The sequence below is a fragment of the Secundilactobacillus paracollinoides DSM 15502 = JCM 11969 genome (genome assembly GCF_001311135.1).
GTDB lineage: Bacteria > Bacillota > Bacilli > Lactobacillales > Lactobacillaceae > Secundilactobacillus > Secundilactobacillus paracollinoides.
Genome location: NZ_BBAG01000014.1, coordinates 1 through 14,976, shown reverse-complemented (window position 1 = coordinate 14,976; position 14,976 = coordinate 1). Strand labels below are relative to the sequence as shown.

The 14,976-nt window shown below is 47.3% G+C and carries 11 protein-coding genes and 2 pseudogenes; 4 read left to right on the top strand and 9 right to left on the bottom strand.

Annotation, left to right across the window (positions count from 1 at the left end; translation table 11 throughout):
* Positions 1 to 396 precede the first annotated feature (396 nt).
* On the top strand, positions 397 to 2,958 hold the full coding sequence (locus JCM11969_RS06630) for a DUF5776 domain-containing protein (RefSeq protein ID WP_082409218.1): 2,562 nt from the start codon (positions 397 to 399) through the stop codon (positions 2,956 to 2,958).
* A 150-nt stretch (positions 2,959 to 3,108) separates the two neighbouring features.
* Positions 3,109 to 3,504: a hypothetical protein gene (locus JCM11969_RS06625; RefSeq protein ID WP_054709654.1), complete on the top strand. Its 396-nt coding sequence runs from the start codon at positions 3,109 to 3,111 to the stop codon at positions 3,502 to 3,504.
* Positions 3,505 to 3,599: 95 nt separating this feature from the next.
* Here JCM11969_RS06625 and JCM11969_RS06620 read toward each other — a convergent pair whose 3' ends face one another.
* From JCM11969_RS06620 to JCM11969_RS06590, 8 genes and pseudogenes are all read right to left on the bottom strand, one after another.
* Entirely contained in the window at positions 3,600 to 4,142 is a 543-nt protein-coding gene (locus JCM11969_RS06620; RefSeq protein WP_054709651.1) for a phosphoribosyltransferase family protein, read from the bottom strand.
* 3 nt (positions 4,143 to 4,145) lie between these two features.
* Positions 4,146 to 5,222 carry a hypothetical protein gene (locus JCM11969_RS06615; protein ID WP_054709649.1) on the bottom strand — a complete coding sequence of 359 codons (1,077 nt, stop codon included), beginning with the start codon at positions 5,220 to 5,222 and terminating at the stop codon, positions 4,146 to 4,148.
* Positions 5,223 to 5,360: 138 nt separating this feature from the next.
* Entirely contained in the window at positions 5,361 to 6,008 is a 648-nt protein-coding gene (locus JCM11969_RS06610; RefSeq protein WP_054709647.1) for a hypothetical protein, read from the bottom strand.
* Positions 5,969 to 6,952: a hypothetical protein gene (locus JCM11969_RS06605; protein ID WP_054709645.1), complete on the bottom strand. Its 984-nt coding sequence runs from the start codon at positions 6,950 to 6,952 to the stop codon at positions 5,969 to 5,971. Before JCM11969_RS06605 ends, JCM11969_RS06610 begins: the two co-directional genes overlap by 40 nt.
* A gap of 32 nt (positions 6,953 to 6,984) precedes the next feature.
* On the bottom strand, positions 6,985 to 7,140 hold the full coding sequence (locus JCM11969_RS17640; protein WP_156319282.1) for a hypothetical protein: 156 nt from the start codon (positions 7,138 to 7,140) through the stop codon (positions 6,985 to 6,987).
* A 113-nt stretch (positions 7,141 to 7,253) separates the two neighbouring features.
* The gene (locus tag JCM11969_RS17040; RefSeq protein WP_082409217.1) at positions 7,254 to 7,679 is read right to left on the bottom strand and encodes a KxYKxGKxW signal peptide domain-containing protein; all 426 of its coding nucleotides are present in this window, start codon (positions 7,677 to 7,679) and stop codon (positions 7,254 to 7,256) included.
* Positions 7,680 to 8,328: 649 nt separating this feature from the next.
* Positions 8,329 to 9,161: pseudogene (gene eutC, locus JCM11969_RS06595) on the bottom strand (ethanolamine ammonia-lyase subunit EutC).
* 23 nt (positions 9,162 to 9,184) lie between these two features.
* Positions 9,185 to 10,572: pseudogene (locus JCM11969_RS06590) on the bottom strand (ethanolamine ammonia-lyase subunit EutB).
* A 405-nt stretch (positions 10,573 to 10,977) separates the two neighbouring features.
* Between JCM11969_RS06590 and JCM11969_RS19785 the strand changes: the two are divergent.
* Both JCM11969_RS19785 and JCM11969_RS20835 read left to right on the top strand, forming a co-directional pair.
* A complete protein-coding gene (locus JCM11969_RS19785) occupies positions 10,978 to 12,312 on the top strand; it encodes an amino acid permease (protein ID WP_500861340.1) in 1,335 nt (444 codons plus the stop codon).
* Positions 12,313 to 12,343: 31 nt separating this feature from the next.
* On the top strand, positions 12,344 to 12,640 hold the full coding sequence (locus JCM11969_RS20835) for a hypothetical protein (protein ID WP_500861339.1): 297 nt from the start codon (positions 12,344 to 12,346) through the stop codon (positions 12,638 to 12,640).
* A gap of 622 nt (positions 12,641 to 13,262) precedes the next feature.
* Here the strand turns inward: JCM11969_RS20835 and JCM11969_RS06580 are convergent.
* A partial coding sequence (locus JCM11969_RS06580) for an Ig-like domain-containing protein (RefSeq protein WP_156319281.1) occupies positions 13,263 to 14,976 on the bottom strand: 1,714 nt, incomplete at its 5' end.

The window sequence follows — 14,976 nt, the reverse complement described above, 5'->3', positions numbered from 1 at the left end:
GCTATGTAACTTTCAACAGTAAAAAACCATTCAAAAAACTGCATACCAAATGCATACAAGAACAGGCCTCCTCACCATCATTTTCGGTGAGGAGGCCTGTTCTTGTTTACCAAACCATAACTACCCATTTCTATACTATTAAATGACAAAATTCAAAATAATATAATTCACAACACCCTCACCAAATACTAGTGTGTAACCATCTTAAAACCCCAACATAACTATCACTAACTCACCCACTATTTACCCCGATTTGCATCAATTATCGTTGAACTGTTGAACATTATTTTTACCGGTTTCCTTTAATTGCTTTTAAATTTTTCCTAAGTTAACATTATTTCTAGGATTACTGGAGAAGTAAACTTAATCCAAAAATATGTATAATTCGGGGGAATTATGATGAAACACAAAACAGCAACAATTAGGATTGCGGGGAAAGTCGGTTTAGTCACTTTGGTAAGCGCTTCGATACTGGGTGCTGGGGAACTCGGATCGACGCAGTTGGGCCACAAATTAGGGTTGAACAACACATCGTTAACTAAACCAACTGTGGCAAAAGCAGACTCGAACAACACGTTTACCTATGATGGCCAGTCCATTACTGTAACGAGTATTTCTGAAGGTGGTACCGTGACACCAAGCAGTACTGTCGGCTCAGATGGTACCCTTAACTATGTTATGTCAGTGCCGATTGGTCATACAATACAAGCCTCTGACTTCATTTCGGCACAAGGAACTGTTGGAGACAGCACTGATGCTCAAGCGTTGACTGCAGATCAAATTAATGCCGCAGTGGCTGCTGGCGTCATTGATGTCAGATACAACCAATCAACAAACATGGGCTATGAGGGTGCTGCGGTATCTGGTTGGGTATACTTTAACGGTGCTGAATACATGCTGTTCTCTTACTCGGCAAGCGCAACGGTTCCAGGAAACGCACAAACCTATACTGATAGCCAGGGCATCATCTATAAAGTTTTTACTGGTGATAGCGGCGATAATATTGCTTACATCAGCGGTGGAACGGCGGCTGCAAAAAAAGGCACCAGCCTGTCAATTCCAGCTACCGTTGACTATAACGGCACAACTTACAAGGTCACAAGTATCCTCAGTAAGGCTTTTGCGGTTGCAAAGCCGATTACAACTTTAGACATGTCTCAAGCTACAAATCTACTCAGCATTGGCCAAGGTGCCTTCATGCAGACCCAAATTGGTCAAGTTATATTACCGGATTCTGTCGTTTCGTTAGGTGCTAACGCTTTCATGAACACAAGTTCTAATACACAATTTATGACAAAATTTGACGGTGGAACAGTTCTAACCATCATGGGTCAAATGGCTTTGGCTGATAATGCATTGAATGATATTACCCTTCCTGCTGATGTGACTTATGGTTCCAGTGCTTTAGGATCTCAGTCACCAACAAAAACGGCCTCAACAACTCCAACCACTGGTCAAGCACTAATAACCAGTACCACTGGCGGTCTACAACTGCCGCTTTCTCAACTCATCACGCTTAATGTTGGCGGGGAATCACAAGTTAATCAGATTGCTGTGAGTGGTATCAAAGGCACTGGTGTCACCTATAACCAAACAACGCAAACTTTTACTGTGGATCCAAGTGTCACCAGTTTTAGCTTTGGGTTTGGTAATTTCTTCGGCAGCTCACTGCCAGGCGGTTACGGCGGTACCTACACCGTCACAGTCAACAACGGTGCAGATACCGTCACACCACAAGACCAGACCATCGATCCAGGTGCTACTCTTCCAGACGCAGCTTCCTACATCAGCTCGATTACCGATGCAAACGGCAATTCGGTTGATCCTGCTACTGCAGCGAGTGACGGCAGCTTAAAGATCACTTATCCAGATGGCACGCCTGATACGAATACGCCGGGCACATACGAAGTTGACATTACCTATAACGATGGCACAAACACCTACAGTGCCGTTGCCCACTTAACGGTCAGCGCACCAGCAGACAGCAGTTCATCAAGCAGTGACAGCTCGTCAGACAGCAGTAGTTCATCAGATTCGAATAGCTCCTCCGACGGCAACAGCTCATCTGACTCAAACAGTTCATCAAACGGCAACACCCCCACCGGTACCGGCAGTTCATCAAACAACAATGGCGGCACTGGTAACAACGGCACAACCGGCAACGGTGGCACCGACACAGGCAGCTCATCCGCAAACAACGTTTCATCAAGCAGCTCGTCCAGTTCAAGCACCACGGGCACAGCAACTGGTACTGATACTGAAACGACAACGTCAGCAAATACCGCTTCAATCGGTGAAAAGGTCTACGCTAAAAAGGCACTCAACCTTTACAGCAAGCCAACGTTCTCGACTAAAAATCGTGTGACCGGTTACGCCAAAAAGACGCGCATCTACGCCCCAATTTTCACCATTAACGGCACGGCAAAATCAGCCAACGGTGTATTGCGGTACAAGGTCACAACTGAGTCTGGCAAGAAGGGGTACATCACGGCGAACGACAGCTACACTGCCCCACTTTACTGGCAAGGTGGCTACAGCAAGCTTTACGTGATCAACCCTGCTGGCACCTACGCCTACAAGACACAGACCTTCAACAAATCACACCGGGCAACGTTGCTCAAGCAAGGGACCGCAGTTAAGGTGACCAAAGTGATCAAGAGCGGCCTTACCACCCGTTACCAGTTAACCAACGGTACCTACATCAGCGGCAACAAGCAATGGACGTCGCCAACCAAGCCGACTTTCCCGGCTAAGGTCGCCAACCGTGGAGCGTTAAATCTCTATTCAGACAAGAATTTGACTCACAAGATCAAGCACTATTCAACGAAGCACGTCTTCACCGTTCAAAAGTGGGACTACTCCAATGGTCGCGCTCAGCACAAAGGTAATGCGTTGCGTTACAAGGTTGCTGGCGGCTACATTAGTGGTAACTCAGCCTTAGTAAAGGCAGTTAAATAACCTATTTAATCACACAAAAACACCCTTGGCTCAAACTGAGTCAGGGTGTTTTTTCGTTTTGCCAACCAGTCAATCCTCATTTGAAGCTATAATAAAGACAACACTTCATTTGAAAGGACCCTGACTACGGCATACTTCTGGCCGCTTATCATGACCATCATCGCAAATGCAGGCTATCACCTGTCCGCACGCAGCGTTTCCAGTAAGGTTGACCCCCTCTTTTCCGTGGTGGTCACTTACGCCGTTGCGCTAGTCGGATCATTGATCTTATTTTTCCTCAGTCATCACCACACCATCGTTACCAATGTGAAACAACTCAACATCGCATCGGTCACCATGGGGTTGGCCATTATCTTCATTGAATTCGGCTACATCCTCTGTTATAAGGTTGGGTGGTCAGCGGGCACCACGGCCGTGACCGTTAACATGGCGATGACCGTTATTCTGATTCCGATCGTGATCGTTGTTTTTCACCAGGGATTTACGGTTAAGAATGCGATTGGTGTTCTATTAGCAATTGTGAGCTTGATTTTGATGAATAGTTAATTATTTTGAGGTATTAAGTGGCTCTTCTACATTTGGAGGAACCGCCTAAGTCTCCTTTTTTTGGGACTTTCTCGGCTACCGTTTCCGGCCACTCTCTAAAATAAAGGCAGCTTCCCCAAAAAGTGGATGTCTTCGCGGTCAGCAGCATCCCCTTCAGCCAGAATCGCCAGCTGCTTAACCACTTTGGCGCCAACCTGATCTAGTAGCTGATGTGCGGTCTCAATTGACCCGCCGCTGCTGATCACATCATCGACAATAAGCACACGCTTCCCCGCCAACAGTTTAGCATCCGTCCCATCCAGTACCAATTTCTGGTCGGCACTGGTTGTAATCGAACTGACGGGCATGTCAATTGGATCAACCATGTAATCCTTCTCAGACTTCCGTAAAACGATATAGCGGTCGTGATGCGTCAGCCAGCTAAGCTCTTGAGCCAACGGAATGCCCTTACTTTCAATGGTGACAATGTAGTCGAAGTCGACATCCGCCACACGTTTCGCCAACTGTTCCGCCGCGTAATGCGTCAACTCGGCGTCGCCTAACAAAACGAACGACGCAATGGTCACCTGATCATTAATCGGAATCAACGGTAATTTGCGGGTCAACGGCCCTAGTTTTAAGTCATACGTCTCGGTCATTTTTTACACTCCTAAGCCAACAAGTGGCAAGACAAATTTCAACACAGCACCAGTCATCAAACCGGCAAATGGATCGAAGACCGCAGTCACAACAAGTGTGATGGCCGGTACCATGATGTGCGCACCGCCCAGGGCCGCAGCCGCGTCTTCTGGAAAGATCACAACCGCGCCAAGAATGAACAAGAACCCGGCAATAGAAGCGCTCGGCACATAGCGACCGATTTTTGGCAACCAGCCCACCAACAAAATAACGGCCATGATCAGCATCATCATAATACCGGCAATCACGGGTTCTGGGGCACTTGCGGTTGCGGAAATAATACTTTCAACGGGCGCCCCGCCCAACAGACTAGTGCCCATATCTGCCAAAGCCTGCGTGCTCGTTAGTAAGTTCAAGTTAACGGGATTCGGTTTGATACCAGTCATTTGTCCGGTGATCAGCCCGTAGGAAATGTTTGCGCCGATGTTCAGGCACGCTAGACTCAGCGCGCCACGAATCACATTTCGATTCACAATCGGCTTCGATAAAAAGAACCGCCGGGCAGTTACATGTTCCGGCAGATCAGCGCGATAATGCTCACCGAACGCCGCGTAAAGGCTAGACAAGACAACTGACAGGACAATCGTCCACACGAGATCCTTGGTCAGGATATAGGTGACAACCGCGACCGCAATCGATAACCAACCCGTTCGTTTCTCTGTTTTGGTCATGTCGATGGCAATCTTAGCCAGCATAATGCCGACCCCTGCCATCATGCCGGACATAATGTCATTCCCCAAAAGGCTCACGATTTTGGATAGCGAGCCCGTCAGCCCAATCACTAACATGATGATGGACCCACCGAAAATAATGGATGTTCGCTCACGGAATGTGCGTCCAAGGTTACCCGTTAACGCCAGTGACTCGGCCTGAAATGAAATTGGCGCAACGGACCCGAACGCGCCGTTGACTGCCGATGCTAAAATGAATGAAAAACTCGTTGGGAAAACCGCGAATCCAAGGGTCATTGCCATGATACCTTGGGGCAGCCCATTGAGCACCACCCCGATTGCGGCGAGTAGATCAGCTAACCAGTGCATGAAATTCCTCCTAATGAAACAAGTTCGTCTCTCACCGTTAGTTTACCGCAGATTAGTTTAAAAATGAAGTTCATTTGAACTAATTAAGAACGTAAATCGTTTTATTAGTCTTTATAGTTCGTGTCTATCTACAAATGTTCAAAAAATAAGCAAAACAAAAACCCAGACAACAGTAGTCGTAAAGGCTTCGTTCATGTTAGCAGCCAGCGCATCAGCAGCTGATTGACCTGATTGGCCAGTAATAACAGCAGATGCAATGTAACCGGCTGGTACTGTGTTAGTGCTTACAACAGCTTGTGGCTTTTCAGCTAAGGCTTTGAATGCAGCGTCAACATCCTTTTGTGAGGCATTTGGGTCAGCCAATACTGTATTAGCAGAAGCTAAGGCGTTTGCGTTTGAAGGATCAGTTGAGGCGTTAGCAATAGCAGCTTTCAAACTAGCCTTGTTGACGTTTTGGTAAACGATCGAGGTGTTTGAATCAGTGGTTGCACCGTAGATGTTGGTAGCAACTGCAATCGTTTCACTCGTGAATGAACCTGGTGTGTTGGTTGACAGATCAGGGTCAGTGTAAGTGATTGGTAATGCAGTGTCGATTTGAACACCCAGACCACCACTGATAGCAGTTTGTACCCAGCCATTCAAGCTGGTTGCTGATTGTGAGTTCAAGTTACTAATAGTCGTAATACCGTTAGCAACAGTGTTTGTAATGCCATTCAGAACAGTAGTGATTGCATCACCAACAAGTCCTAAACCTTGAATGGCATTGTCGCCATTGGCATCTTCCAAAGTCCCTGACAGTGCTTGGAGACTGTCCTTAACACCAGTGTCCAGCCAGTGATGTAAGTGTTGATAGCGTTAGATACGATGGTTGACAGACTATCAGTCGTCAAAACTTCGTAGGTCCCGTTGCCAAGGTCAACAACTGGTTGAAGGGTGGTAATTGAAATCCCCTTTGAAGCAAGTTGAGTAGCTGAATCAGTCATTGAAGTGATTTCAGCTTGTGCTTGTTGGATACCAGTAGCGTAACGTTCCAATGCTTCCTGAATACCTTGGATCTGGGTAGTGGTACCAGTGGTACTGATGCCCAGCGTATTTAATAATGACAGAATTGGTGCAGCGATTGTGTTAGCACAAGTAATGGCACCGTTCAAGGTATCAGATGCGGTGTTGACTAAGCCAATAATACCGCTACCTGCACTTGCAAGTGAGTTGTCAACGCTGTTAGCAGCGCTGGTAACAGCGGAGAGGGCATTTTGCAATCCGTCACCAGTAATGGTTGTTGTCACAACGGCTTCACCAGTGATCTTGTCACCAACAGCGTACTTTTGTGCGATTGCTGGGTCAGTGATCTGGAAGGTTTCACCAGTTGATTCATCCTTGATGGTCAAGCCAACTGAGCTGGCTTCAGTAACATCAAAGGTACCAATGTTGGCATTAGTTGCAATGTCAGTTGGTAACGTAAAGGTGGTCCCGCTTTCGTTGCTGCCTAATACAGAAAGTGAGATACCTGTGTTTTTACCAGAAGCATACAGAACAGCTGCCCGCGTTTGTGGGTTAGTTGAATCGGTTGAAACGGCACCTTGATCGTTGATAATATCAGCGGCAGTACCGGCAACCGTCTTACCATCCTGAATGGTCGTCCCGGCTAAGTTATCGTTTGAGCTATCAGTAACGTTCAAGTCACCGTAGTCACCGTTTACCCGGTCGTTGGCATTGTTAGCGTTAGTCACGCTTGATAAGTTGCCACTGGCATCAGTTTGGCCTAAGCAGCTGTTGCACTGTTATCAGCAGTTGTTGATGAAGTGCCGCCAATGGTCGTTTTAATAAGTGCTGAACCTGTAGTTGGATCGACAGCGGTTGCTGCGTCTGAAGTCTTATCTGCACTAGTCGTCCCATTTGAGTCAATGGTGTTTGGCACTGATTTGATTTCAGTTGTTGATGTGGTCTTAGTTGCTGAACCTTGGTCAGTTGCAACGGCTGGTGTTTCGTCGTTCGTTGCAGCGGCCTTAGCAACTGGATCAGTTGGTGTCGTTACGACAGCGGCTTGCTTCGTTGTTGAAGCTGAAGCAGCTTCACTAGTCCAGTTGTGCTTGCAGCTAGTGCTTGTGCGACAGGGGCAGCTGATTGTGATGATGATTTAGCTGTGGCTGCAGATGAGCTTTCTGAGCTAGCAGCTGAATTAGTTGAAGCTGAAGATGATGAAGCAGCTGCTGGTGCTGCACTCGAAGTGCTTGATGTCGTGCCAGTTGTTACAGTAGTAGCTGGTTCAGTAGCCGTTGCAGTATCGGCGTGAACAGCTGGTGCTCCCAAGAACGCAATCCCCAGTGAGAACGTTGCAATTCCGGCGACGAGCCATTTTGAACCGCCCTTGTACATCCGGTAATGTACCTTCTCGTTATCGTTAATGGTAGCTAAGTGCCGATTATTCTTCGACAAATTCTTTGAACCTTTTCCCATTGTGTTTTCCTCCCTCGAAAATCCAATTACTCCTAATTGATTTACCGTGCGATGATGAGATACAGCCTACTTCATCGCGTGCACCAAGAGACTAGGTTGTAATCCCTTACGCAGTCTTAATGTACCAAATATTATAAAAAGTTTATATAGTTTTTAAGAGCTTTTTTATGTAAAACTAGGGTGCGATTCAATAAAAAATTAGAGAATTATATAAAGAAATAATAGTTTTATGGTTTTATGGTTTTCTTCAGTTCGTCATTATTCTAATAAATTAATAAACGACTTTAAAAATTACCATTTAATCTGTTGGGTATCTTTTGCTTAGTGTTAACGATCCACTAAAATACTGACAAATTAAGGTTTTTTCGACACAGTGTTGTATTTCTTATCAACGTCAAAATAAACTTCAGTTTGCGAATTGTTTTTAAGCCTAATTATTCGCTAACTGAGTCAAATTTATTGGTTACAATTTGTAAATACTATTTTTATAAACACTATGTACGATTATCGATGATTAATGGTCACGTGATTCCACGAAATTAAACGTCAAATATTATAAAGTGTCATCAAACTAAATTGTGTTTATTAAAAAACAAACGGCCTTAACAGTTCTGCCTATCCGCAGTATCTGTTAAGGTCGCTATTAATTTCAAGCAAGTGTATTCAATTTTAGCTGTCGACTGCCCAGTTCAAGGCCCGATGTTTTTTCGGTCAACATTTGGACAATAACTGCTGCAATGGCAGTACCCGCTTTAGTTGCTGGAATGCCATCAGGATGAATATTCGAGATCACGGTTCGCCGTGATTCCGGCATCCCCACAGTAGGTCGATACGCCATGTAGCGCTCATCGACTTCGCCGTGACCAGGCCGGGGCGTTCGCCAATCAGCAGGCACACAACATCAGCCCTCAAAGCTTCACCCAGATAGTCTTCAGTTGCTACCCGCGCATAGCGGATAAAGGGAATCGGTCCCACTTTGATGTGGTGGTGTGCCAATTCACGTTTAATCACTGGAATTGTCTCACGCACATTGGCTTCGATTGCAGCCGAGCTTAGGCCGTCACCCACGGCAATGAGCACGCGAGGCGGTTTTGGATACGCGTGTCTGACTTTATCCAGCATGGGTGCCGTTATGGCGCGGCCATGGTCTGGTCGTTTGAGATACTCAGTTTCCGTCTGGCAAGTCGACTGAATCGAAATGAATCCCATTTTGTCAATAAACGCCGGCGCCACGTCCGACCAAACAGCATCCTTAGCTGCTGCGTGATCTGCGCGTAATCTAAGCACAGACCGTGTCGTATACCTAGTACCAACCCGCCCCAGTCCTAGTCGGGCATGGGTGGTTTGTTTTAACGCTCGGTAACCCGTAGCGTTGGTCGAATCAGCAACGTCAAGTACCGTCTGTTGCGCAATCGCTCGAATATCAATCAATGCGCCGTCTTCATCTATCGGAATTGGTGCAATTTTCGGTGGTATCAGCATAAGCATGACCTCCTCTTTCTTCATTAAATGAGCGTCCCGTCAGCAACGTGATTCAAAAATAGTGAGGCATCGCCAGCGTGAGCGGTTAGCTGGCCATCGCGGGTAATGCCCATCCGTTCAAGCCAGTCCGCAAACGGTTTTATGGGGCTCGTGCCCATCAGTGCTCTCAACGTGGCCGTTTCCTGATACCCAGTTGACTGGTAGTTCAGCATGATATCGTCCGCTTGAGGGACGCCCATCATGTAGGTGCACCCTGCAGAAGCAAGCAACACCGCCAAATTTTCGATATCATTTTGATCAGCCGCCATGTGGTTGGTGTAGCAGACGTCACACCCCATCGCCAGGCGCTTAATTTACCCATAAAATGATCTTCCAGGCCGGCCCGAGTGACCTGTTTGGCATCATAGAGGTACTCCTGGCCGATGAACCCGACCACCGTGTTCACGATAAACGGATCGTAGTGGCGAGCAAATCCATAACAGCGCGCCTCCATCGTGACCTGATCATTACCGAAATGAGCATCCGCTGAAAGTTCTGACCCCTGTCCCGTTTCAAAATACATAACGTTAGGACCGGTCGTTTCTAGCATGTCATGCCCCATTTGGTTGGCATCGGCGAGGAGGTGCGCATTAATGCCAAACGCAGTGTTGCCCTTCTCTGAACCGGCAATCGACTGAAAGATCAGTCCAGCCGGCGCCCCCTTTTCAATGGCGGCCATCTGGGTCGTCACGTGGGCTAGCACACAGGTCTGTGTTGGCACTTGCCAGTCGTCGATAAAGGATTGCATCCGATTAAGGATCGCAGTCACATTGTCTGCCGAATCAGTCGCTGGGTTCACGCCGATCACAGCGTCACCGATGACCATGCTCAACCCCTCCATCGTTGACGCCATGATCCCGCGTACATCATCCGTTGGGTGGTTAGGCTGTAGGCGTGACGAAAACGTTCCCGGCAGGCCAATCGTTGTATTCGCTGTTTTTTCATTAATGATCTTTTTAGCTGCCATAATCAGATCCATGTTCGTCATGAGTTTGCAGACAGCCGCAATCATTTCTGAGGTCAGTCCCCGCGAAATGGTGTGAATCATCTGGTTATCCGTATCAAGTGCAAGCAACCATTCGCGCAGTTGTTCCACCGTCCAGTTTTTGATCTGGGAAAACACCTCGGCATCAATGTCGTCAATGATGAGTCGTGTCACTTCATCGCGGTCATAGTCAACGGCCGGATGTTCGTAGAGATCATTCAGTGTGAGCTGTGATAACACGATCTTTGCCGCCACCCGTTCCTGCATGGTGGCAGCAGCAACACCGGCCAGCTGGTCGCCAGACTTTTCTTCATTGGCTTTCGCCATCACGTCCTTCACTGATTGAAACGTATACCGTTTTCTCGAGAGTGTGACTTTTAAAATCATCTGCTCACCTTCCTATTCAGTTCGACTAACGCGACCCTAGTGGCAGCGGTCGTTTTAACCGGCAGTTTGGGTTGTGCCGTTGTAGCAGTCACCCCACTGCAAACAATACTAATCATTTTAAAGATTTTGAGGATGAACGTGTTCCCATCCGTCTTCTATGTCATAAATCATAACATGAAATTTTGAAAATCAACAGATTTATTCATTTTATTTTAATCTAATTTTAATTCAAATTGCTGAAATTATAAAATCATTTCCTTATATAGCAAGCTTTCATGTTTATTTCATCATTTGCATTTATAATAACAGATTTTCAAAATAATATTGCAATCTAATTTTAATGTTATATAATCTAACACGTAATCAATTAAATGTCCGACCTGTTTGTGAAAGGAATGTGATTGAATGGTTTATTTAGGAATGATGATCCTGGTACTCACACTTGGCATGATGGTCTTTATCATGAAAATAGCTAGCCAGTCGGTACGCCGGTGGAAGTCGGCTCAGAATAGTGCGGCTGGTCCTGCAAAATCGTTTGGCTACAAGCAAGAACTCATGCGCGACATGGGCGGATTCTCCAACTTCTCAGTTTCCTTTTCAATTATTTCGATTCTGACTGGTGCCGTTTCCTACTACGGTTACGGGTTTACTCAAGGCGGCCCAGCCATCATGGGCATTGGCTGGCCGCTCGTGACCTTCTTCGTCCTGTTTGTCGCTGCCGCAATGGCCGAACTGACTTCAGCAATTCCAACATCTGGCGCAATTTACCACTGGGCAGCAATTCTCGGCGGTCCAACCTGGGGCTGGTTCACTGGCTGGTTAAACATTGTCGGCCAGGTCACCATCGTGGCCGGAATCGACTACGGGTGTGCGACGTTCTCATCAAATCTGATCTTTGCCAACCCCAGCAAGATGCAATTTCTGTTGACCTACGCCGTTATTCTCGCGAGTCACGCGCTGCTGAACCACGTGGGGATCAACGTGGTGTCAAAACTCAATTCCGTTTCCACTATCTATCACGTTGTTGGCGTCTTTTTAATCATCGGTGTCCTCTTTATCGCCGGTCCGACCCACCATGTCAGTTATCTGTTCACAACTTTTTCAACCGCGACGTCATCTAACATGCCATACTGGGGTGCCTTTCTGATTGGCCTCTTACAAGCACAGTGGACGTTGACCGGGTATGACGCCTCAGCCCACACTAGTGAGGAGACTTTGAATCCCCGGGTTCAGGCACCATGGGGCGTGTTCCTCTCCGTCGCTATTTCTGGGATCTTTGGGTTCGCACTCCTAGCGCTGGTCACCCTATCGATCAAGAACCCCACGGCTGTTGCAGCCGCCGGGAACAACGCGTTCATCGTCGCTATTCAGCAAGCAGTCGGCTCTCGCTTTGGTGGCGTGCTGCTCTGGCTGGTCACCATCGCCATGTGGTTCTGCGGGTGTTCCTCAATCACCTCATCATCGCGGATGGTCTACGCTTTCAGTCGCGACAACGGGTTACCGTTGTCTCACTATTGGAAACGCGTGTCAAAAAAAATTTCACACCCCAGCCGTCGCCATTTGGCTGATTGCAGTCATTGCCTTTTTGGCTGGCATTTCCGATGGCATCTATGCCGTCATCGGCACTATGAGTGTGATTGGGCTTTACAGCTCATACTGTATTCCCATTGCGCTAAAACTACGCGCCCAATTTCGCGGCATCTGGACCAGCAAAGAAGATGGGCCTTGGCACCTCGGTAAATGGAGCATCCCCGTTGGCACCATCGCCTGTTTGTGGATCGGATTTCTCATTATTTTAATGGTCGTTTCGCCAACAAACGTTCAACTGACAAGTCACTTGGTGTTGCATTACGCGACTGGCAAGATCATTTTCGCCGTCCTTGTTTTGTTGGTGATCAACTACCTCACCACAGCTCGAAAAACGTTCACTGGCCCACTGTTAGGATCGTATGAATCACTCAGTCGACAGCTTACAAACAACCAAGCTGCAACCCCGTTAGCACAACAGTTAACACCCCATTTTCAACTCAAACGCGATTTATCTAATCAAGAACACCACCAGAACTAAGACCAAACAAAAACCACCCGCAATCAAATTGCAGGTGGTTTTTGCGGCTGTTATCTGAGGGAACAACAGCCAATAGTAGTTGGTAAATATGCACTCAGTAGGCAGAGTGCCTGAGGTCAACTCCAGTCATATTTTTCATCTAATTGGTACTGGAGGGATTGTGGCACCCAGCGTCTAATGACAATCACGAGAGATATTCAGTAACGCTGTTTCGACGATCTGGATGCCCTATCATAAACTTTAAAGCGATTTTAGCTACTCGATCAGGAATAGGAAAGATGTTGCAAACCTTACAGTGTTGTCGTCACATTAACCACTCAGCTGGGGGCTGAATGGCCAAGTGCCAAAAACCGCCTAGAGTTGATCTCAACTGTGATAGCGAATTGGCGTCTTCGTTACCAACACCCGTATTGTAACAAAAATTAAATACTGTTTGAGTATGCCAACAGAAGTTTATTATCGATAATTTAGTTTAGGGGGTTAAAAATGATGGAATACCGGACAACGATGTGCCGGTTATTTCCCCACATCAAAAACCACAGTCAGCCGAATGGCCATCTGTGGTTTCCTTTAGCAGCACTGCCTGAGGGAGCAGCCGCTAGTTTTTAAAATAGTCTTCCTATTAGTTACGACGTTTCTTGGTTCCAGCAAGTCCGAAGAATGAGAGAATGGCCCCAAGTAAGCCTAGGATGGCCAAATTATTCTCAGCCTCATCCGTTTGCGGTAACTGGTTGGCTGTGTTAGCAGTACCGGTTGATGCTGCATCCGCATTGCCAGTATTAGCCGCCATTGTCCCAGTAGTTCCTAATTGCGCGTTTGACGTTTGCGCACCATTAGCTGACTGACCAGTTGTGTCACCAGCTGCCGTTTCAACTAATCCATTGCCGCCATTACCTGAGACATCAGTTCCGGTAGTTGCACCTGAACCAGTATCAGTGCCAGTGGTATCACCAGCGTTTGACGTATCGATTCCGGTATTACCCGTATCGGCCGGCGTTGTATTGGTATCAGTTTGACCAGTCGTCCCGGTTGGCGTCTGACTAGTTGCGGAACCGTTGTTGCCGCCAGTTGTGTTCGTGGCTGAGCCATTACCGCCTGTGATCGTTCCGGTAGTGCCGCCGTTGCCGCCGTCACCAGGAACTTTAGCGGTCACTTGGTCGCCACCCTCAGGTTCAATTGTAATTGGATCACCCGGGTCAACATCGGTAGCTGAAACTGGAATCGTGAAGGTCCCTGAACCAGTAGTTTCACCATGGGCAATCGGGTTACCAGTCTTGTCGTAAATCGTGATTGGCGTATTTGGCGCTGATTTACCAGTCACTTGATACCCATTGTCCTCATTACCAGTAACTTGTGGATTATCAATGGTTGGGTCGCTTGGCACGTTAGCCGTTGCTGGATCGCCGCCGTCCGGTGTTGCCGTAATCTCTTCGTTTGGCGTGACGTCCTTCGCATTGATTGGAATATCAAAATGACAATTTTCGTCTGAAGTGCCAGTACCAATAACCTTACCGCTTGGATCAGTCAGAGTAACTGGTGTCTTAGGATCAGTCTTACCAGTAAAATCGTACCCATCCGTTGAATTTCCAGTAATATTAGGAGTCTGAATCACTGGTTTATCACCATCTGGTACAGTCAACTTGGTTGGATCGCCATCTTTTGGTGTCACCGTAATTGGGTCACCTGGGTCAACGTCACCTGGGTCAACTGGAATTGTAAAGGTACCAGTGCCATCCGTTTCGCCAGTTGCGATTGGGTCACCATTCTTATCCTTAACCGTAATTGGTGTGTTCGGGGCTGACTTACCAGTAATTGTGTACCCAGTCGTTGGATCACCAGTAATACCAATTTCAGTAATCACGGGAACATCCGTATCCGTAGGCACTTTCAAATCAACCGGATCGCCGCCCTCTGGCGTTACGGTAATTGGGTCGCCTGGGTCAACGTCCCCTGGATCCACTGGAATCGTAAAGGTACCAGTACCATCGGTTGTCCCGGTTGCGATTGGGTCGCCATTCTGATTCTTAACCGTAATCGGCGCGTTCGGGGCTGATTTACCTGTAATTGTGTACCCATTCGTTGGATCACCAGTAATACCAACCTCAGTAATCACAGGGACATCCGTATCCGTTGGCACTTTCAAATCAACCGGATCACCGCCCTCTGGCGTTACGGTAATTGGGTCACCTGGGTCAACGTCTTTTGGATCTACTGGAATCGTAAAGGTACCAGTACCATCGCTTGTCCCGGTTGCGATAGGGTCACCATTCTGATTCTTAACCGTAATTGGTGTGTTCGGGGCTGATTTACCTGTAATTGTGTACCCATCTGTTGAA